Origin of the sequence: Achromobacter veterisilvae (assembly GCF_900496975.1) — a bacterium.
Lineage (GTDB): Bacteria > Pseudomonadota > Gammaproteobacteria > Burkholderiales > Burkholderiaceae_B > Achromobacter > Achromobacter veterisilvae.
Genome location: NZ_UFQC01000053.1, coordinates 1 through 19,750 on the forward strand (window position 1 = coordinate 1; position 19,750 = coordinate 19,750).

Here is a 19,750-nt window from a genome sequence, read left to right on the forward strand (position 1 = left end):
CGGCGGCGCCCCTGGCCGGCCGTCCCGCCGCGCGGCGCGTGCCGCACACCGGCATGCGCCGCGCCATCGCCCGCCGCCTGACCGAAAGCAAGCAGAACGTGCCGCACTTCTACCTGACGGTGGATTGCAGGATGGACGCGCTGCTCGCGCTGCGCGCGCAGGCCAACCAGGGCGGCGCGGTGAAGCTCTCGGTCAACGACTTCATCGTGCGCGCCGCCGCGCTGGCCCTGCGCGAAGTGCCCGAGGTCAACGCGAGCTGGCACGAGGACGCCGTCGAATACCATGCCGGCGCCGACATTTCCGTGGCGGTCGCGACCGACGGCGGACTGGTCACGCCCATCGTGCGAGACGCCGATGTGACGCCGCTGTCCGCCATCGCCGGCGAGATCGCCGAGCTGGCCGGACGCGCCAGGATCAACCGCCTCAAGCCCGAGGAATTCACCGGTGGCTCGCTGACGGTCAGCAACCTGGGCATGTACGGCATCGGCCAGTTCGCGGCCATCATCAACCCGCCGCAGGCCGCCATCCTGGCGGTGGGCGCGGCCGAGCGCCGCCCCGTCGTGGACGAGAACGGCGCGCTGGCCGTGGCTTCCGTCATGACCGTGACCCTGTCGGCCGATCACCGCGTGGTGGACGGGGCCGTGGGCGCGCGCTGGCTGGCGGCATTCCGCAAGCTGATCGAAAACCCCGTGCGCATCCTGCTGTGAGCCCCGCCATGACCAAGACTGCGTTTGACCTCATCGTGGTGGGCGGCGGCCCCGGCGGCTACGTGGCCGCCATCCGCGGCGCCCAGTTGGGCCTGTCGGTGGCGCTGGTGGAGCGTTCGGAGCTGGGCGGCATCTGCCTGAACTGGGGCTGCATCCCGACCAAGGCCCTGCTGCACAGCGCGACAGTGCTGCGCGCCTGCCGCGAAGCCGCGCACTACGGCGTCGCGGGCGCGGGCGAGGCCCGGCCCGACCTGGCCGCCATGGTGGCGCGCTCGCGCAAGGTGGCCGGCCGCCTGGGCCAGGGCGTGGTGCACCTGATGAAGAAGAACGGCGTGACGGTGTACGCCGCCAGCGCCAGGCTGGCGGGCGCGGGCAAACTGGCGCTGGACAACGGCACCACGCTGTCGGCCCCGCACATCGTCCTGGCCACCGGCGCGCGCGCCCGCGAACTGCCGGCGCTGCCCGTGGGCGAACGCATCTGGGCCTACCGCCAGGCCCTGGTGCCCGCCGAAATCCCGAAATCGCTGCTGGTGGTGGGCGCGGGCGCCATCGGCGCGGAATTCGCCAGCTTCTACCGCGCAGTGGACTCGGAAGTCACGCTGATCGACATGGCCGCCGAGATCCTTCCGCAAGAGGATGCCGAGATCTCGCAACTGGCCCGCAAGGCCTTCGAGAAGCAGGGCATCCGCGTGCTGACGCAATGCGCGGTGAAAGCCTCGTCGCCGACCGCCACGGGCGTGAAGGTCGTGCTGGACCAGCAAGGAAAACAAAGCGAACTGGAAGTCGAGCGCGTCATCGTCGCCGCCGGCATCGTGGGCAACGTGGAAAACCTCGGCCTGGAGCGGACCCGCGTCAAGGTGGAAAAGACCCACATCGTCACCGACGGCCTGTGCCGGACGGACGAGCCCGGCGTCTACGCCATCGGCGACGTCGCCGGCGCGCCCTGGCTGGCGCACAAGGCCAGCCACGAAGCTGTGCTGTGCGTGGAGGCGATCGCCGGCAAGCCCGCGCATCCCATCGACCCGCTGCGCATCCCCGCCTGCACCTATTCCTATCCGCAGGTGGCCAGCATCGGCATGACCGAGGCGCGCGCCCGCGAGCACGCCAGGCAGACGGGCGGCGAAATCCGCGTCGGCAGATTCACCTTCGCCGGCAACGGCAAGGCGATTGCGATGGGCGAAGACCAGGGCCTGGTCAAGACCGTGTTCGACGCCAAGTCCGGCGAACTGCTGGGCGCGCACATCATCCATCCGGAAGCGTCCGAGCTGATCACGGGATATGGCGTGGCCGCCTCGCTGGAAGCGACCGAGGAAGACCTGATGCACACCGTGTTCGCCCATCCGACCTTGTCGGAGACCCTGCACGAATCGGTGCTGTCGGCGTTCGGGCGGGCGCTGCACGCTTAGGGTGCGATATCCGGGTGTCCGGCCAAGGTGTCTGACACCCGTGCGTGGCCAAGGTGTCTGACACCCCAGGGAGTCCGGCTTCAAGCGGAGCCGGCGTCTCAGGGGTGTCAGACACCCAGGTATCGTTGCGCCCCCCATGGGTGTCAGACACCCAAATATCGTTGACCCGGCTACCGTTGCGCCTCAGATCCTTCCGGCGTAGAAGTCCAGAAAACACGCAATGCGCCGCGATAGCTGCGTATTGCGGTGGTACACGGCATGCATGGGTTGCAGGTAGTCGCTGTATACCCCCTCCATCACCTTCACCAGCCGCCCGGCCGCGATGTCTTCGCGCACCACGAAGTCCGACAGGCAGGCAATGCCCACCCCGCGCAGCGCCAGTTGCCGCTGCGTTTCCCCGCTGGAGGTCGCCAGCGTCGGCGTGGCCACGTAGCTCGATCCGCCCGCATGCCGCAATGGCCACACATTCAGGCTTTCGGGATGCGTGAACCCCAGCACCTCATGCCCCGCCAGGTCCTCCACCGTCTCCGGCGCCCCGCGCCGCGCGATGTAATCCGGGCTGGCCATCATCCAGCGCGGCGACGGGCGCAAGGGCCGCGCATGCAAGGTGGAATCCGTCAGCGGCCCCATGCGCAATGCGACGTCGGTGCGGTGTTCCATCAGATCCACGATGCGGTCGTTGCTGGTCAGTTCCAGCGTGATCTCGGGATACTGCGCCCGGAAATCCCCCACGTGCGGCACCACGCAATGCAGCATCACCGGCACCGACGCGTCCACGCGCAATCGCCCCGCCGGCCGCTGGTGCACCAGGCGCATGCATTCTTCCGCCTCTTCCAGCGACGCCACGATCTGCCGCGCCTTGGGCAGAAAGTGCTTGCCTTCTTCGGTCAGATCCATGCGCCGGGTGGTCCGGTTCAGCAGCGTAACGCCCAGGTCCTCTTCCAGCCGCGACAGCCCCCGGCTGACGCCCGAGGCGGTATGCCCCAGCACTTCCGCGGCCGCGCTCAGCGACCCGGCGTCCACGACCCCGAGGAATAGCCGCAAGGCGTCAGAGTTCAAGGACATAAGGATCGGCTCCTGTTGCTTTTTGGGTGTCTGACACCCGGGAGGCATGGGCGGCCACTTGCGCAGCATCTCGTACGGGTGTCAGACACCTGACCAAAGCACTCCGCCGCCGCGCACTGCGACAAAAAATACCAATCGCCACTTTAACCCCGCTGCTGGATGGATGGGGCGCACCATCCATCACCGTCCCCCAAAAGCATGGCGAAGCCCTGATTCTGCAAAGGGCGGGCCTCGCAAACCCGGCTACCAACCATGGGTACGGGCATCCCGCCGTCCGCCCCGACGGGTGGCCTACGAAGCCTCCTTCGCAAAAAAAACGGCGCCCCAAGAAGGCGCCGTTTCTTCACACGCGAATCAGTAAATCAACGCTTCTGCTTCAACTGCGCCAAATCCCGCACCGCTCCGCGATCCGCCGACGTGGCCAGGGCCGCATAAGCCTGCAAGGCCTGCGACACCACGCGCTCGCGGCCCACGGGCTCCCAGCCGTCGGCGCGCGCGTCCATCGCAGCGCGGCGGCGCGCCAGTTCCTCGTCGGAAACGGCCAGGTGCATCTTGCGGTTCGGAATGTCGATCTCGATCACGTCGCCCTCTTCCACCAGGCCGATCGTGCCGCCTTCGGCCGCTTCCGGCGAAGCGTGACCGATCACCAGGCCCGAAGAGCCGCCCGAGAAGCGGCCGTCGGTGAACAGGGCGCAGGTCTTGCCCAGGCCCTTGGACTTCAGGTAGGACGTGGGATACAGCATTTCCTGCATGCCCGGGCCGCCCTTGGGGCCTTCGTAGCGGATCACCACCACGTCGCCGGCCACGATCTTGTCGCCCAGGATGCCTTCCACGGCGTCGTCCTGGCTTTCGAAGACGCGCGCGCGGCCGGTGAAGACCCATTGCGATTCGTCCACGCCGGCCGTCTTCACGATGCAGCCCTTTTCAGCCAGGTTGCCGTACAGCACGGCCAGGCCGCCGTCCTTGGAGTAGGCGTTTTCCTTGCTGCGGATGCAGCCCGTCTTGCGGTCGGTGTCCAGGGTCAGGAAGGTCGCGTCCTGGCTGAAGGCCACCGTGGTCGGGATGCCGCCGGGGGCCGCGCGGTAGAACTTCTGCGCGTCCTCGCCCGCGCCGCCGGCCACGTCCCATTTCTGGATGGCGTTGCCCAGCGTGCCGCTGTGCACGTTGCCGCAGGACAGGTCCAGCAGGTCCGCGCGCGCCAGTTCGCCCAGGATGCCCAGGATGCCGCCGGCGCGGTGCACGTCTTCGATGTGGTACTTGTCGGTGGCGGGCGCCGCCTTGCACAGGCATGGCACCTTGCGCGAAATGCGGTCGATGTCGGCCATGGTGAAGTCCACGCCGGCTTCCTGCGCCGCGGCCAGCAGGTGCAGCACGGTGTTGGTGGAGCCGCCCATGGCCACGTCCAGCGCCATGGCGTTCTGGAACGCGCTCTTGGTGGCGATGTTGCGGGGCAGGACCGATTCGTCCTCTTCCTGGTAATAGCGGCGGCACAGGTCGACGACTAGGCGGCCGGCCTGCTCGAACAGGCCGCGGCGCCAGGCGTGCGTGGCCACGATGGTGCCGTTGCCCGGCAGCGCCAGGCCGATGGCTTCGGTCAGACAGTTCATCGAATTGGCGGTGAACATGCCGGAACAGGAGCCGCAGGTCGGGCAGGCGCTGCGTTCGACCTCGGCGACGTCGGCGTCCGACACGTTGGGGTCGGCGGCCTTGATCATGGCGTCGATCAGGTCGATCTTGGCGATGACCTGGCCGTCGGTGGGCGACTTGACCTTGCCCGCTTCCATCGGGCCGCCGGACACGAACACGACCGGGATGTTCAGGCGCATCGCGGCCATCAGCATCCCCGGGGTGATCTTGTCGCAGTTCGAGATGCAGACCATGGCGTCGGCGCAATGCGCGTTGACCATGTATTCGACCGAATCGGCGATCAGTTCGCGCGACGGCAGCGAATACAGCATGCCGCCATGGCCCATGGCGATGCCGTCGTCCACGGCGATGGTGTTGAATTCCTTGGCGACGCCGCCGGCGGCTTCGATTTCGCGGGCGACCAGCGCGCCCAGGTCGCGCAGGTGCACGTGTCCCGGCACGAACTGTGTGAACGAGTTCACCACCGCGATAATCGGTTTGCCAAAATCGCCGTCCTTCATGCCGGTGGCGCGCCACAAGGCGCGGGCGCCGGCCATGTTGCGGCCGTGGGTCGAGGTGCGGGAACGGTAGTGCGGCATGATTTGTCTCGGGCTGGTTCTGTTAGCGTGGGCGGCAAAACGGTAAATAATACGCTGGTTCCAGGCCCCGCCGCTTGCCGGCCGCGCCCGGGAGGCCTCCGCGGCCGTCAGGCGGACGCCATGCCGCGGGCCGCGAACGCGCTGGGCGGCTCGCCCACCGCCTTGCGGAACATGGCCGCGAACGCGCTCGGGCTTTCATAGCCCAGGTCCAGCGCCACTTCCAGCACGCGCTCGCCGCGAGCCAGGCGCTCCATGGCCGCCAGCAGGCGCGCCTGCTGGCGCCAGCGGCCGAACGTCATGCCGGTATGGCGCAGGAACAGGCGATGCACCGTTTTCGGGTCCACGCCCAGCTCGCGCGCCCAATCGGCCGCGCCGTCCTGGCGTTCCGGATGGCGCACGATGGCGCGGCAGATGCGCGCCAGGCGCGGCTCGGCGGGCTGCGGCAGATGCAGGGGCAGCACGGGTTCCTGGCGCAGTTCGTCCAGCAACAGCATCATCAGGCGCCCGTCGCGCGTATCCGGCGCCCAGTCCAGCGGCACCTCGGCGGCCGCGGCCATCAGTTCGCGCAGCAGCGGGGAAATGGACAGCACGCAGCATTCCGCGGGCAAGTGCGCGGCCGCGCCCGGCTCGACGAACACGGTGCGCATGCGCGGTTCGCCGCTCATGCGGATGCCGTGCGGCATCCAGGCCGGCACCCAGACCCCGCGCGTGGGCGGCACCACCCAGATCCCCGCGGGCGTATCCACCACCATGACGCCCGATATGGCGTAGACCAACTGGGCGCGGCGGTGGCGATGGCGGCGGATGCGGTGGCCGTCTTCGTAATCGACGGCCAGCCCGGCGACGGGACGCCGCGAGGACTCGTACGGGAACAGATCCAGGTCTGCGGGTTTATGAGGCCCGCGGGTGGGCGCGGCGGAAGCGGGGATGCCCATTTTGCGACGATTCGGTCCGAGATGGCGTTGAACGGTCGCTCCAGTGTACCGATCCTGCCCGGCAACCCGGGCCGGGCAGGCGCCGCCCGCGGCCGCTTACCCACGCAACGCCAGCAGCGCCTCCTGCAGATGCCGCAGGCCCCGGCTCAGCGGCTTATCCCTGCGCAGGACGATGGCCAGGCTGCGCGACAGGCGCGGCGCCAGCGGCCGGACCGCGAGCGCCGGGCGCGCGCCCGCGCCCGATACCGACAGCCTGGGCAGCACGGCGCAGCCCAGGCCGGCTCCGACGATTTCCTTCATGGCTTCGGTGCTGCCCAGTTCCATGACGGGCTTGGCGGCCACGCCCGCCGCCTCGAACCAGTCGTCCACCAGCCGCCGCGTGCGCGCGCCGGGTTCGAACAGCACCAGCGGCAGCCGCGCCAGCGCCTGCGGGGTGGCGGCGGCCGGAATGGCGGCCGGATCGCGCGCCGGAAAGATCGCCACGAACTCGTCTTCCAGCACCGGCGTCACCTGGAACATGCGCCCCGGCGCCGGCAGGGTGACCAGCCCGATGTCCAGCGCGTTGTTCTCCAGCCCGCGCAGCATGTCGGCCGTGTTGCCGGTGCTGGCCACGATGTCCAGGGCCGGGAAGCGGCGCTTCAGGTCGGCCAGCAGCGGCGGCAGCAGGTAGGTGCAGGCGGTGGCCCCGGTGCCCAGCCTGATGCGGCCGGACACCTGGGATGCGTGCGCGGTCATGGCAAGCTCGGCCTGCGCCAGCGCGGCATCGATGACGCGGACGTGCGCCAGCAGTTCCGCGCCGGCCGCGGTGGGGCCGGCGCGGCGGCCCACGCGCTCCACCAGCTTGAGGCCGAAGCGCCGCTCCAGTTGGCGGATCTGCAGGCTGACGGCGGGCTGCGTCACCCCGCCCCGTTCCGCGGCGGCGGAAAAACTGCCCAGTTCGATCACCTGCGCGAAGGTGCGCAACTGATCCAGGTTGAGACCGCGCATCGCATCTACCCAAAGTTTTTCTTATGAAAATCATAATAGACCAAAGCTTTATTAATACATAAGCTTGCGCGACACTGGGGGCTCTTCGTTTCCCCGTTTCTTCCATGCCTTCCACCGCCCCCACCGTCCTCATCCGCGACAGCGCCCCGGCCGATCTTCCCGCCATCAAGGCCATCTACGCCCACCACGTGCAGCACGGCACGGCTTCCTTCGAACTGGAACCGCCGTCCATCGAGGAAATGCGCCAGCGCCGCGCCGCGGTGCTGGAAAAGGAAATGCCCCACCTGGTGGCCGAGATTGCCGGCGAAATCGTGGGATACGCCTACGTCACGCCTTACCGCCCGCGCCCGGCCTACCGCCACACGGTCGAGGATTCGGTGTACGTGAAGGCGGGCCGCGCCGGGCTGGGCATCGGCGGCAGGCTGCTGGCCGAGCTGATCGCCCGCTGCACCGCGGCGGGCTGGCGGCAGATGCTGGCCGTGGTGGGCGACAGCCGCAACGCCGCCTCGCTGGCGCTGCACGCCAGCCAGGGTTTCCACCCCGCCGGCACGCTGCGGTCGGTGGGGCACAAACACGGCGAATGGCGCGACACCGTACTGATGCAGCGCGCGCTGGGCGAGGGCGACGCCACGCCGCCGCAGCGGCCGTGATCGCGCCCCGCGCCATCGTCTGCCTGGGCCTGACGCAACTGATCGGCTGGGGCGTCACGTTCTACCTGATCGGCGCCCTGGGCCCGGCCATGGCGGCCGACCTGGGCTGGAACGCCGCCGCCGTCTACGGCGGTTTCTCGGCCGCCATCGTGGTGATGGCCATGGTGTCGCCGCTGGCCGGCATGGCGGTGGACCGCTGGGGCGGGCACCGCGTCATGCCCGCCGGCACGGTGATCGCCGCGCTGGGTTGCGCGGTCCTGGCGGCCGCGCGCGGCCTTCCCCTGTATTACCTGGCGTGGATCCTGCTGGGCATCGGCATGCGGCTCTGCCTGTACGACGCGGCGTTCGCGTCCCTGGCGCGCGCCGCCGGCCCCACGGCGCGCAGGCCCATGTCGCAGATCACGCTGCTCGGCGGCCTGGCGTCCACGGTGATGTGGCCGGTGGGCCATGCGCTGGCCGGCTGGCTGGGCTGGCGCGGCGCGGTGCTGGCCTACGGCGGCCTGGCGCTGGCCACGCTGCCGCTGTACCTGGCGCTGCCGCGCGAGCGCTACGCCGCCCCCGCCGGCGGCAAGGACAGGGCCTCCACGGGCCTGGCCCGCGGCCCCGCCGAGCGCCGCCTGGCGGGCGTGCTGTACGCGGCGATCGCCATGCTGACCAACTTCCTGGCGGCCGGCAATGCGGCGCACCTGATCTCGCTGCTGTCCGGCCTGGGACTGGCCGCGGCCGCCGCCGTCGGCGTCGCGGCGCTGTGGGGCGTGGGCCAGTTCGCCGCCCGGCTGGCCGACGTGGCGCTGGGTTCGCGCCTGCATCCGCTGACCCTGACGCTGGCGGTCGGGACGACGCTGCCCCTGTGCTTCCTTTTGGCGCTGCTGTCCGGCGGCAACCTGTACGCCACCGCGGCCTACGCGCTGCTGTATGGCGCGTGCAACGGCCTCTTGACCATCACCCGCGGCACCTTGCCGCTGGCGCTCTTCGACTTCCGCAGCTACGGCACGCTCGTCGGCGCCCTGCTGATCCCCAGCTTCCTGCTGACGGCCGCCGCGCCGGTGGCCTATGCCTACCTGGTGGAAAGCCATGGCGCGCGCGGCGCGATGGCGGTGTCGGTGGGCCTGGCGGCGGCCATCTGCGCGGCCGCGCTGGCGCTGCGGTGGAAATTCATCGGGCGGGTGCGCGCGGCCTCCGCCTGACCGTCCGCCGCGCCGCGGTTCAACCTTCCGCGGCGGAAGCGACCACCCATTTTTCCCAGCCGATCTTGCGCAGTTTGCAGGCCGGGCATTCGCCGCAGCCGTACCCCCAGTCGTGCCGCGCGCCGCGTTCGCCCAGGTAGCAGGTGTGGCTTTCTTCGACGATGGTCTCGACCAGGGCGTCGCCGCCCAACTGGTGCGCCAGCGCCCAGGTTTCCGACTTGTCGATCCACATCAGCGGCGTCTCGATCGTGACCCGGGACCCCAGGCCCAGGCCCAGCGCCACCTGCTGCGCCTTGATGGTGTCGTCGCGGCAGTCGGGGTAGCCGGAGAAATCCGTTTCGCACATGCCGCCCACCAGCACGTCCAACTGGCGGCGGTAGCCCAGCGCGGCGGCCAGGGTCAGGAACAGCAGGTTGCGGCCGGGCACGAAGGTGTTGGGCAGGCCGTTGGCCTGCATCTCGATGGCGCGGTCGCTGGTCATGGCCGTGTGGCCCACCTGGCCCAGCACCTTCAGGTCCAGCAGGTGGTCTTCGCCCAGGCGCGGCGCCCAGTCCGGGAAATTGCCGCGGATGTCGCGCAAGACGTTCAGGCGCGCGGACAATTCGATACGATGGCGCTGCCCGTAATCGAACGCCACGGTTTCCACATGGGCATAGCGGTCCAGCGCCCAGGCCAGGCAGGTGGTGGAATCCTGGCCGCCCGAAAACAGCACGAGCGCGCGACGTTGATGGTTTTGCATAAAGGGGCTTAAGGAGAAATGAAGAGGCCGGGACTTGTTTTGGCGTAAACAGGCCCTTAGCGAACTTTAACGCAGCCCCGGCGCTTTCCCGTAAGGAAGGCTGCGTAAAATCGACGAGGTTTCATTTCCGGTTTACCAGCAACGCCCCTTCTTCAACCCTTTGCCTCCAGCAGCCCGACGGATCCCCGCCCGATGAATGCCATGCGCCAGCAGTCCGATTCAGCAGAACCCTTGCGTCACGACATCCGGCTGTTAGGCCGGTTACTGGGAACCGTCATCGAAGAATGCGAAGGCAAGCGCGTCTTCGACACCATCGAGACCCTGCGCCGCACCGCCGTGAAGTTCCGCCGCGAAGGCAACGACGCCGACGGCAAACTGCTGGAGCAGCGCGTCAAGCGTCTGCAGGACAGCGACCCCAACTCGGTCGCCCGCGCCTTCAGCTACTTCCTGCACCTGGCCAACATCGCCGACGACCGCGACCAGAACCGCCGCCAGCGCGCCCGCGCGATCGCCGACGACGCCCCGGCGCGCGGCAGCCTGCGCGAAGCGGTGCAGACGCTGGGCCGCCACGGCGTGGGCGTGGCGCGCATCCGCCGCCTGCTGGCCGACGCCTGCGTGATGCCGGTGCTGACCGCGCATCCCACCGAAGTGCAGCGCAAGAGCACGCTGGACGTGCACCGCGAAATCGCCGCAGGGCTGACGCAGCGCGAAGGCCCGCTCACGCCGGAAGAACGGGCCGACCTGGACGCGTCGCTGCTGGGCCGCGTGGCCACGCTGTGGCAGACCCGCATGCTGCGCTATACGCGGCTCACGGTGGCCGACGAAATCGAGAACGCGCTGTCGTATTACCGCAGCACCTTCCTCCAGGTCATTCCACGCCTGTACGGTGACCTGTCCAGGCTGCTGAACCGCGAGTCCGCCAAGCCCTTCGCCGCCCCGCCCCCGCCGCTGGAACCCTTCCTGCGCATGGGTAGCTGGATCGGCGGCGACCGCGACGGCAATCCGAACGTGGACGCCGGCACCCTGGAACGCGCGCTGCTGCGCCAGGCCACCGTGCTGTTCGAACACTATCTGCAGGAAGTGCACGCGCTGGGCGCGGAGCTGTCCATCACCACTTTGCTGATCGCGGTGGACGCCGAGCTGCTGGCGCTGGCCGAGGCCAGCGGCGACGACTCGCCGCACCGGCGCGACGAACCCTACCGCCGCGCGCTGGTCGGCGTGTACGCCCGCCTGGCCGCCACGGCGCAGCGCCTCACCGGCCAGGACCTGGCGCGGCGCAGCACCGTCGCCGCGCCCCCTTACGACACGCCGCGGGAACTGTCGGCCGACCTCGCCACCATCGCCGCGTCGCTCGCCGCCCACCATGGCTCGCCGATAGGCAAGCTGCGGCTGGCCGGCCTGCAGCAGGCGGTGGAAGTGTTCGGCTTCCACCTGGCCACGGTAGACCTGCGCCAGAGCTCCGACGTGCACGAGCGCGCCCTGGCCGAACTGTTCTCGCGCGCCGGCGTGCAGCACGCGGGCAAGCCGCTGGACTACCTGGCGCTGAACGAAGACGAACGCGTGGCGCTGCTGCGCGCCGAACTGTCGCAGGCCCGCCCGCTGGCCTCGCCCTGGATCGCCTACAGCGAAGAGACCACGCGGGAACTGGCCGTGCTGCGGGCCGCCGCCGCCGGCCGGGCCCGCTACGGCAAGCAGGCGGTGCGCCAGACCATCGTGTCGCACACCGAGACGCTGAGCGACCTGCTGGAAGTCATGGTGCTGCAAAAAGAAGCGGGCCTCATCGCCCCGGCCGGCCAGGACATTCCCCCCGAGGACGGCCTGATGGTGGTGCCGCTCTTCGAAACCATCCCCGACCTCCAGCGCGGCGCCGACATCATGGCCGCCTGGCTCGACCTGCCCGAAATCCGCCAGCGCGTGAAGCAGGCGCAGAACGGCGCGCAGGAAGTCATGCTGGGCTATTCCGACAGCAACAAGGACGGCGGCTTCCTGACGTCCAACTGGTCGCTCTACCAGGCCGAACGCGCGCTGGTCGACGTGTTCTCGGCCCGCCACGTGCGGCTGCGCCTGTTCCACGGCCGCGGCGGCTCGGTGGGGCGCGGCGGCGGCTCCAGCTTCGACGCCATCCTGGCGCAGCCTCCGGGCACGGTCGCCGGCCAGATCCGGCTGACCGAACAGGGCGAAGTCATCCAGAGCAAGTACAAGGACGCCGAGGTCGGCCGCTGGCACCTGGAACTGCTGGTCGCCGCCACGCTGGAATCCAGCCTGGCGGCGCGCGCCGAGGCCACCAGCGCCGAAGACGCGCACATGGCCCACCACGGCCCGGCCATGTCCTTCATGTCGGATACCGCGCAACTCACCTACCGCGGCCTGGTCTACGACACGCCGGGCTTCGCCGACTACTTCTTCGCCGCCACGCCCATCAGCGAAATCGCGGGGCTGAACATCGGTTCCCGCCCCGCGTCGCGCAAGAAGGGCCAGCGCATCGAAGACCTGCGCGCCATTCCCTGGGGCTTTTCCTGGGCGCAATGCCGGCTGATGCTGACCGGCTGGTACGGCATGGGATCGGCCATCGAGGCCTATCTGGAAACCGGCGCGCCCGACGCGCCGCGCTCGCGCCGCGGCCGCCTGGCGCAACTGCGCGAAATGGCGCGCGACTGGCCCGCCTTCCGCACCCTGCTCTCCAACATGGAAATGGTGCTGGCCAAGTCCGACCTGGCGATCGCGGCGCGCTATGCGCAACTGGTGCCGCAGCGCGGCCTGCGCGAACGCATCTTCGGCGCCATCAGCGCCGAGCACGGCCGCACGCTCGCCATGCTCAAGCTGCTGACCCAGCGCGAGCTGCTGGCCGATAACCCCACGCTGCAAGCCTCGCTGCGTGAACGCTTCGCCTACATCGACCCGCTGAACTACCTGCAGATCGAACTGATCCGCCGCCACCGCGCCGCGCAGAAGAACCCGCGGGCCGAGATCGACAAGCGCGTGCAGCGCGCCATCCACCTCACGATCAACGGCATCGCGGCCGGGCTGCGCAACTCGGGCTGAGGCGGCCGGATCGGGGGTCTCAGGTTCAAAGGTAAGTGTCTGACACCTGCCCCTAGGTAAGTGTCTGACACCCGTACGAGACGCACTTCATGCTGCTCCGATGCCTCCCGGGTGTCTGACACCCCAAAGAGCAATAGCGGCTTCCTACCTGGGTGTCAGACACCCAGATAGGTCCCATTGGGCCGCCGCGTCGTCTCGTATGCAGGTTCAAAGGTAAGTGTCTGACACCTGCCCCTAGGTAAGTGTCAGACACCCGTACGAGACGCACTTCATGCTGCTCCGATGCCTCCCGGGTGTCTGACACCCCCAAGAGCAATAGTGGCTTCCCACCTGGGTGTCAGACACCCGGGCAGATCCCATTGGGCCGCCGCGCCGTCTCGTATGGGTGTCTGACACCTGCCCCTAGGTAAGTGTCTGACACCCGTACGAGACGCACTTCATGCTGCTTCGATGCCTCCCGGGTGTCTGACACCCCAAAGAGCAATAGCGGCTTCCTATCTGGGTGTCAGACACCCGGGCAGATCCCATTGGGCCGTCGCGTCGTCTCGTATGGGTGTCTGACACCCCAAAGAGCAATAGCGGCTTCCTACCTGGGTGTCAGACACCCGGGTAGATCCCATTGGGCCGTCGCGCCGTCTCGTATGGGTGTCTGACACTTACTTCTGCGGACACCTGCCCTCTAGGTAAGTGTCTGACACCCGTACGAGACGCACTTCATGCTGCTCCGATGCCTCCCGGGTGTCTGACACCCCCAAGAGCAATAGCGGCTTCCTACCTGGGTGTCAGACACCCAGGCAGATCCCATTGGGCCGCCGCGTCGTCTCGTACGGGTGTCTGACACCTGCCCCTGCGGACACCTGCCCCCGCGTCCACCAGACGAACACCCAAAATCTTCGATTTGTCCGCCCCCCGCGACTTTTAGTACTATCTCTTTCAGAAATTCTATATACGCACAAATGTTCGCATATAGAACAAAACGATTTTTCTGGCCTGGCGCACAGGAAGGCACACCGGAAGAGACAGAAAGCATCCTGGTTCCGCACGTGCCCGCCCGCAAGCCCGGCATGTCAGCACCGAGCGAACCATCATGGATACTCCCCTCAAGAATCTCGCCATCGTCGGCGCAGGCGCCATGGGCAGCGGCATCGCCGCGCTGTTCGCCTCGAAGGGATTGAACGTCGTCCTGATCGACCCGATGGAAGGCGCCCTGGAACGCGCGCTCCAGACGATAGACCGCCAGTTGAACGTCTACGCCCCCGGCCGGGTCCAGGAAGCGATGCAGCGCATTCAGGTCGCGCCCGGGCTGGAAACGGCCTGCAACAGCGACCTGGTCATCGAGGCCGTGCCGGAAAACCTGGAGCTCAAGCGCGGCATTTTCGCCAAGCTCGACTCCCTCTGCCCCGCGCCCACCCTCTTCGCCACCAATACCTCGGGCCTGTCCATCAACGCCATCGCCAGCGCCGTCGTGCGGCGCGACCGCTTCGTGGGCACCCACTTCTTCACCCCCGCCGACGTCATCCCACTGGTGGAAGTCGTGCGCAACGACGCCACCTCCGAAGACACCGTGGCCCGCGTGATGGCCACGCTGCGGTTCGCCGGCAAGCGGCCGGTGCTGGTGCGCCAGGACATCCCCGGCTTCATCGCCAACCGCATCCAGCACGCCCTGGCCCGCGAAGCCATTTCGCTGCTTGAAAAAGGCGTCGCCAGCGCCGAGGACATCGACGAAGTGGTCAAGTGGAGCCTCGGCATCCGCCTGGCCCTGTCGGGCCCGCTGGAACAGCGCGACATGAACGGCATCGACGTGCACTACGCGATCGCCAGCTATCTCTACAAAGATCTCGAAAACCGCACCGAGCCCTCGGACCTCCTGAAAAGCAAGGTCGAAAGCGGGCAGATCGGCGCCAAGAGCGGCCAGGGCTTCTACACCTGGAGCCCCGAGCGCCGCGAGCGCGTGCTGCGCGAAAAGAGCGCCGCGCTCGGCGAACTGGCGGCCTGGCTCAACGGCAAGGCCGGCGGCTCCTGACGGCCGCGCCGGCAAGTATTCACTACATAAGGCGCGGGGCTTTCCGCCACCGCCGCCATCGGGCCACGAGCCCAACCACACAAAGAAAACCTATCGTCCCACCCGCCCCCGCCGACACCCGGCGCCGGGCGGCGCAAGACACGAGAAAACCTGGCCTTACCGGAGTTTGTTGGAGGCACCATGAATAAACTGGCTTCATTCTTCACGGAGCTGATGCGCAAGTATCTGCCCGATCCCTTCGTCTTCGCGATCGCGCTGACCTTGCTTACCGTGCTTCTGGCCATGGGCGTCGAGGGCAAAGGCATCGGCGACATCACCCGCGCCTGGGGCAACGGCTTCTGGAGCCTGCTGGCCTTCACCACCCAGATGGCCGTGATCCTGGCGATGGGCTACGTGCTGGCCACCGCCCCGCTCACCGACCGCATGCTCAATCGCATCGTCAGCCACGTGCACAAGCCGCACACCGCCATCATCGTGGCAACGCTGGTCGGCGGCATCGGCAGCTACCTGAACTGGGGCTTCGGCCTGGTCATCGGCGGCATCGTCGCCAAGAAGCTGGCGTTGAAGGTCAAGGGCGTGCACTACCCGCTGATCATCGCCGCCGCGTACAGCGGCTTCACGATGTACGGCCTGGGCCTGTCGGCCAGCATCCCCGTGCTGGTGGCCACGCCCAACCACCCCACCGCCAAGCAGATGGGCACCATCCCGCTGTCGGAAACCATCTTCTCGGTACCCATGCTGATCACCAGCCTGGTCATCATCGTCACGCTGCCGTTGCTCAACGCCTGGTTGCACCCGAAGAAAGGCGAGAAGGTCGTCGAAGTGGACCCGGCCATCGACCGCGACACGGCCCCGGCCGGCGGCGCCGAAGACCTGCTGGAAAAGAACACCATCGCCTCGAAGCTGAACAACAGCCGCATCCTGAGCCTGCTGATCGGCGCGCTGGGCGTGGCCTACGTGGTCTTCCACTTCATCGACGGCGGCTCGCTGGACCTGAACCTGATCAACTTCATCATCCTGTTCCTGGGCATCATCCTGCTGGGCACGCCGGCCGCCTACGTGGCCAAGCTGACCGAGGGCATCAAGACGATCTCCGGGATCATCCTGCAATACCCCTTCTACGCCGGCATCATGGCCATCATGGCCGCGTCGGGACTGGTCGCCACCATTTCCAAGGTCTTCGTGGACGTCGCCACGCCCGAGACCCTGCCGTTCTGGGGCCTGATCAGCTCGTTCGTCATCAACTTCTTCGCGCCGTCGGCGGGCGGCCACTGGGTCATCCAGGGCCCGTTCATGATCGACGCCGCCAAGGAAATCGGCAGCGCGCTGAACCAGACCACCATGGCCGTCATGCTGGGCAACGCCTGGAACGACCTGGTGCAGCCTTTCTGGATCCTGCCCGCGCTGGCGCTGTCCAAGCTGAAGCTGCGCGACGTGATGGGCTATACCGTCATCATGATGCTGTGGGTCGGCGTGATCCACATCACCGCTGTGCTGGCTTGGGGCTATATGACGCATTGATGGGGCCCACCCCCTACGCGCTGCGCGCGCCCCCCCAGGGGGCGACACCTGCAGACCGGCGGAGCCGGATCTGGCGGTGTCCCCGCTTGGGGGAGGTGTAGGCGAATATGGGATGGTGGTGTTCTAGTGAGCGGTTGACAGCCTGGAATTGGAATAGGGAATCGATATGAGCAAACCTACTGCATATCTCGTGACCGGCGGCAGCGCCGGGATTGGGGCGGCGATCGTCCGCATGCTGCTGGAGGCGGGGCACAAGGTCGTCAACATCGACTACAGGCTGCCCGAGAATCCGCCGGCCGGGCTGGTGTCGTATCAGGCCGATCTGACCGATGAGGCGCGCACCAAGGAAGTCGCCGCCGAAGTGACCGCGGCCTACAACATCGTGGGCCTCGTGAACAATGCCGGGGCCACGCGCCCGGGCACGGCGGACACGGCCACGCTGGCGGACCTGGACTACGTCGTGAACCTGCACCTGCGCACCGCGCTGATCCTGGTGCAGGCGGCGTTGCCGGCCATGCGCGAAGCCGGCTTCGGCCGCATCGTGAATATGTCCTCGCGCGCGGCGCTGGGCAAGCCCGACCGCGTGGTCTATTCGGCCACCAAGGCCGGCCTCGTGGGCCTGACGCGCACGCTGGCCATGGAACTGGGCGGCGACGGCATCACCGTCAACGCCATCGGCCCCGGCCCCATCGCCACCGACCTGTTCACCAAGAGCAATCCCGCCGGCGCGCCGCAGACCGAGCGCATCATCAACAGCATCGTGGTCAAGCGCCTGGGCACGCCGGAAGACGTGGCGCGCGCCGCGATGTTCTTCCTGTCCCCGGACAACGGCTTCGTCACCGGCCAGATGCTGTACGTCTGCGGCGGCACGACGCTGGGCGTCGCGCCCATCTGAGGCCCGCCATGCACACGCCGTCCTCCGCCCTCCTCTGCCTGCCCCGCCTAGCGGCGCAGCAGGGCGTGGTTGATCTGGTCGGCGGCGCGGCGCAAGGGCGGCAGGAACGCGGCCAGCATCTCTTCGCGCGAAAAACGGTTGGCATGGCCGCTGACGTTCATCGCGGCGATCACGCGGCCGCTGCGGTCCATGATCGGCACCGCCACGGACTGCAGCCCCGGCTCCAGTTCCTGCGCAACGCAGGCATAGCCGTCCGCGCGCACGCCGGCCAGCACGCGCTTGAGTTCGGCGATTTCAGTGACGGTATGCGGTGTGTAGGCCCGGATCTGGCTCATCGCCAGCACGCGGTCCAGCTCGCCGTCGGGCAGGCCGGCCAGCAGCACGCGGCCCATCGACGTCACCCAGGCCGGCAGGCGGCTGCCCACGGCCAGGTTGATCGTCATGACCTTGTGGGTGGACAGGCGCAGGATGTAGACGATGTCCGCGCCCTCCAGCACCGACACGGAGCAGGATTCCCGCGTTTGCTCGGCCACCTCTTCCATGTACGGCAGCGCCAGGTTCCACAGCGGCGTGCCGGACAGGTAGGCATAGCCCAGTTCCAGGATGCGCGGGGTCAGGGCGAATTTGCGGTCGTCGACGGTCACGTAGCCCAGGTGTTCCAGCGTCAGCAGGATGCGGCGGGCACCGGCCCGCGTGAGCCCGGTCACCGCGGCGACCTCGGACAGCGTCATCTGCGAACGGTCGGGGCCGAAGGCCCGGATCACGGACAGGCCGCGAGCGAAGGACTGCACGTAGCTGTCGCTGGGTTGCTGGGTTTCTTGCTCAGCCATCCGTATGCACCAAGAGAAAAAAGCTCGCCGCCGGCGAGCCATCCGTTGCCGTCGCGGCAACGCCAGACGATGGGAATCGGCCTGCGCCGGGCAGCCTTGACGCTGTCCGATCCCCATGAAACGATGTTCTTCAGCAGAACGGAAGTTCTAGTGAAGAACAAATTATGACACGCCACCTATGAGCAAACATCATGATCTCTAAGCTTGTTGCAAGCGCCGCGGCCGCGCTGGCGGATGTACCCGACGGCGCCACCGTCATGATCGGCGGCTTCGGCACGGCCGGCCAGCCCATGGAACTGATCGACGCCCTGCTGGAGCAGGGCGCGAAGGACCTGGTCATCATCAACAACAACGCCGGCAACGGCACCACCGGCCTGGCCGCCCTGCTGGGCGCCAACCGCGTGCGCAAGATCATCTGCTCGTTCCCGCGCCAGGTGGACTCGCAGATCTTCGACGGCCTGTACCGCAGCGGCAAGATCGAGCTGGAACTGGTGCCCCAGGGCAACCTGGCCGAGCGCATCCGCGCCGCCGGCGCCGGCATCGGCGCGTTCTTCTCGCCCACCGGCTACGGCACGCCGCTGGCCGACGGCAAGGAAACCCGCGAAATCAACGGCCGCCAGTACGTGCTGGAATATCCGCTGCACGCCGACTACGCGCTCATCAAGGCCGAGCGCGGCGACCGCTGGGGCAACCTGGTCTACCGCAAGACGGCCCGCAACTTCGGTCCCATCATGGCCAGCGCCGCGCGCGTGGCCGTGGCCCAGGTGCGCGAAGTGGTCGAACTGGGCGAGCTGGACCCCGAAACCGTCGTCACCCCCGGCATCTTCGTCAAGCGCGTCGTGCAGATCGATGCCCAACCGGCCGCCAAGGAGCAGCAATGAGCACCAAACTGACCCGCGACCAGATCGCCGCCCGCGTCGCGCAGGACATCCCCGAAGGCGCCTACGTGAACCTCGGCATCGGGCTGCCCACGCTCGTCGCCAACCACCTGCCGGCCGACCGCGAAGTCATCCTGCATACCGAAAACGGCATGCTGGGCATGGGCCCCGCGCCCGCCAAGGGCCAGGAAGACTACGACCTGATCAACGCCGGCAAGCAGCCCGTGACCGAACTGCCCGGATGCTCGTTCTTCCATCACGCGGACTCGTTCGCGATGATGCGCGGCGGCCACCTGGACATCTGCGTGCTGGGCGCCTTCCAGGTGTCGCAGCACGGCGACCTGGCCAACTGGCACACCGGCGCGCCCGACGCCATCCCCGCGGTGGGCGGCGCGATGGATCTGGCCATCGGCGCGAAAGACGTGTTCGTGATGATGGAACTGCAAACCCGCGAAGGCCAGAGCAAGCTGGTCGAGGCCTGCACCTACCCGCTGACCGGCGTGCGCTGCGTGTCGCGCGTGTACACGGACGTGGCGGTGTTCGACATCCGCGCCGACGGCGTGACCGTCATCGACATGTTCGGCGACACCACCGCCGACGAGCTTCTGAAGCTGACCGGCCTGCCCCTGAAATTCTCGAACTGACCCCCGCGCCCCGCCG

Annotated in this window: 16 protein-coding genes; 10 read left to right on the top strand and 6 right to left on the bottom strand. The window is 68.1% G+C overall.

Going from position 1 to position 19,750, the window contains the following annotated elements; translation table 11 throughout:
• On the top strand, positions 1–707 hold a 707-nt coding region (locus AVE30378_RS29505; protein WP_208742455.1), incomplete at its 5' end, for a 2-oxo acid dehydrogenase subunit E2.
• An 8-nt stretch (positions 708–715) separates the two neighbouring features.
• Positions 716–2,113 (top strand): dihydrolipoyl dehydrogenase, encoded by a 1,398-nt coding sequence (lpdA, locus tag AVE30378_RS29510; RefSeq protein ID WP_129246331.1) that lies wholly within the window; start codon positions 716–718, stop codon positions 2,111–2,113.
• A gap of 183 nt (positions 2,114–2,296) precedes the next feature.
• On the opposite strand, the gene AVE30378_RS29515 is transcribed toward lpdA, so the two are convergent.
• The 4 genes from AVE30378_RS29515 to AVE30378_RS29530 all read right to left on the bottom strand — a co-directional run bounded on the left by AVE30378_RS29515 (position 2,297) and on the right by AVE30378_RS29530 (position 7,325).
• On the bottom strand, positions 2,297–3,178 hold the full coding sequence (locus AVE30378_RS29515) for a LysR family transcriptional regulator (protein WP_129246333.1): 882 nt from the start codon (positions 3,176–3,178) through the stop codon (positions 2,297–2,299).
• Positions 3,179–3,540: 362 nt separating this feature from the next.
• Entirely contained in the window at positions 3,541–5,403 is a 1,863-nt protein-coding gene (ilvD, locus tag AVE30378_RS29520; protein WP_129246335.1) for a dihydroxy-acid dehydratase, read from the bottom strand.
• Between the two features lie 107 nt (positions 5,404–5,510).
• Positions 5,511–6,338 carry an AraC family transcriptional regulator gene (locus AVE30378_RS29525; RefSeq protein WP_129246338.1) on the bottom strand — a complete coding sequence of 276 codons (828 nt, stop codon included), beginning with the start codon at positions 6,336–6,338 and terminating at the stop codon, positions 5,511–5,513.
• A gap of 96 nt (positions 6,339–6,434) precedes the next feature.
• Positions 6,435–7,325 carry a LysR family transcriptional regulator gene (locus AVE30378_RS29530; protein WP_129246340.1) on the bottom strand — a complete coding sequence of 297 codons (891 nt, stop codon included), beginning with the start codon at positions 7,323–7,325 and terminating at the stop codon, positions 6,435–6,437.
• Between the two features lie 104 nt (positions 7,326–7,429).
• Between AVE30378_RS29530 and AVE30378_RS29535 the strand changes: the two genes are divergently transcribed.
• Both AVE30378_RS29535 and AVE30378_RS29540 read left to right on the top strand, forming a co-directional pair.
• Positions 7,430–7,975 carry a GNAT family N-acetyltransferase gene (locus tag AVE30378_RS29535; RefSeq protein WP_129246342.1) on the top strand — a complete coding sequence of 182 codons (546 nt, stop codon included), beginning with the start codon at positions 7,430–7,432 and terminating at the stop codon, positions 7,973–7,975.
• A complete protein-coding gene (locus tag AVE30378_RS29540; RefSeq protein WP_129246344.1) occupies positions 7,972–9,162 on the top strand; it encodes an MFS transporter in 1,191 nt (396 codons plus the stop codon). Before AVE30378_RS29535 ends, AVE30378_RS29540 begins: the two co-directional genes overlap by 4 nt.
• Positions 9,163–9,181: 19 nt before the next feature.
• Here AVE30378_RS29540 and queC read toward each other — a convergent pair whose 3' ends face one another.
• On the bottom strand, positions 9,182–9,901 hold the full coding sequence (gene queC, locus AVE30378_RS29545) for a 7-cyano-7-deazaguanine synthase QueC (protein ID WP_129246346.1): 720 nt from the start codon (positions 9,899–9,901) through the stop codon (positions 9,182–9,184).
• 192 nt (positions 9,902–10,093) lie between these two features.
• Between queC and ppc the strand changes: the two genes are divergently transcribed.
• From ppc to AVE30378_RS29565, 4 genes are all read left to right on the top strand, one after another.
• Entirely contained in the window at positions 10,094–12,943 is a 2,850-nt protein-coding gene (gene ppc / locus AVE30378_RS29550; protein ID WP_129246348.1) for a phosphoenolpyruvate carboxylase, read from the top strand.
• Positions 12,944–14,030: 1,087 nt separating this feature from the next.
• Positions 14,031–14,966 (top strand): 3-hydroxyacyl-CoA dehydrogenase family protein, encoded by a 936-nt coding sequence (locus tag AVE30378_RS29555; protein ID WP_129246350.1) that lies wholly within the window; start codon positions 14,031–14,033, stop codon positions 14,964–14,966.
• 180 nt (positions 14,967–15,146) lie between these two features.
• On the top strand, positions 15,147–16,487 hold the full coding sequence (locus AVE30378_RS29560; protein ID WP_129246352.1) for a short-chain fatty acid transporter: 1,341 nt from the start codon (positions 15,147–15,149) through the stop codon (positions 16,485–16,487).
• Positions 16,488–16,653: 166 nt separating this feature from the next.
• Entirely contained in the window at positions 16,654–17,382 is a 729-nt protein-coding gene (locus tag AVE30378_RS29565; RefSeq protein WP_129246354.1) for an SDR family NAD(P)-dependent oxidoreductase, read from the top strand.
• Positions 17,383–17,429: 47 nt separating this feature from the next.
• On the opposite strand, the gene AVE30378_RS29570 is transcribed toward AVE30378_RS29565, so the two are convergent.
• Entirely contained in the window at positions 17,430–18,212 is a 783-nt protein-coding gene (locus AVE30378_RS29570) for an IclR family transcriptional regulator (RefSeq protein ID WP_129246356.1), read from the bottom strand.
• A gap of 191 nt (positions 18,213–18,403) precedes the next feature.
• On the opposite strand from AVE30378_RS29570, the gene AVE30378_RS29575 reads away from it, so the two are divergent.
• Both AVE30378_RS29575 and AVE30378_RS29580 read left to right on the top strand, forming a co-directional pair.
• Positions 18,404–19,093, top strand: a complete 690-nt coding sequence (locus AVE30378_RS29575) for a 3-oxoacid CoA-transferase subunit A (protein WP_043546699.1) — start codon at positions 18,404–18,406, stop codon at positions 19,091–19,093.
• A complete protein-coding gene (locus AVE30378_RS29580; RefSeq protein ID WP_129246358.1) occupies positions 19,090–19,734 on the top strand; it encodes a 3-oxoacid CoA-transferase subunit B in 645 nt (214 codons plus the stop codon). The genes AVE30378_RS29575 and AVE30378_RS29580 overlap by 4 nt, the downstream gene beginning before the upstream one ends.
• Positions 19,735–19,750 lie beyond the last annotated feature (16 nt).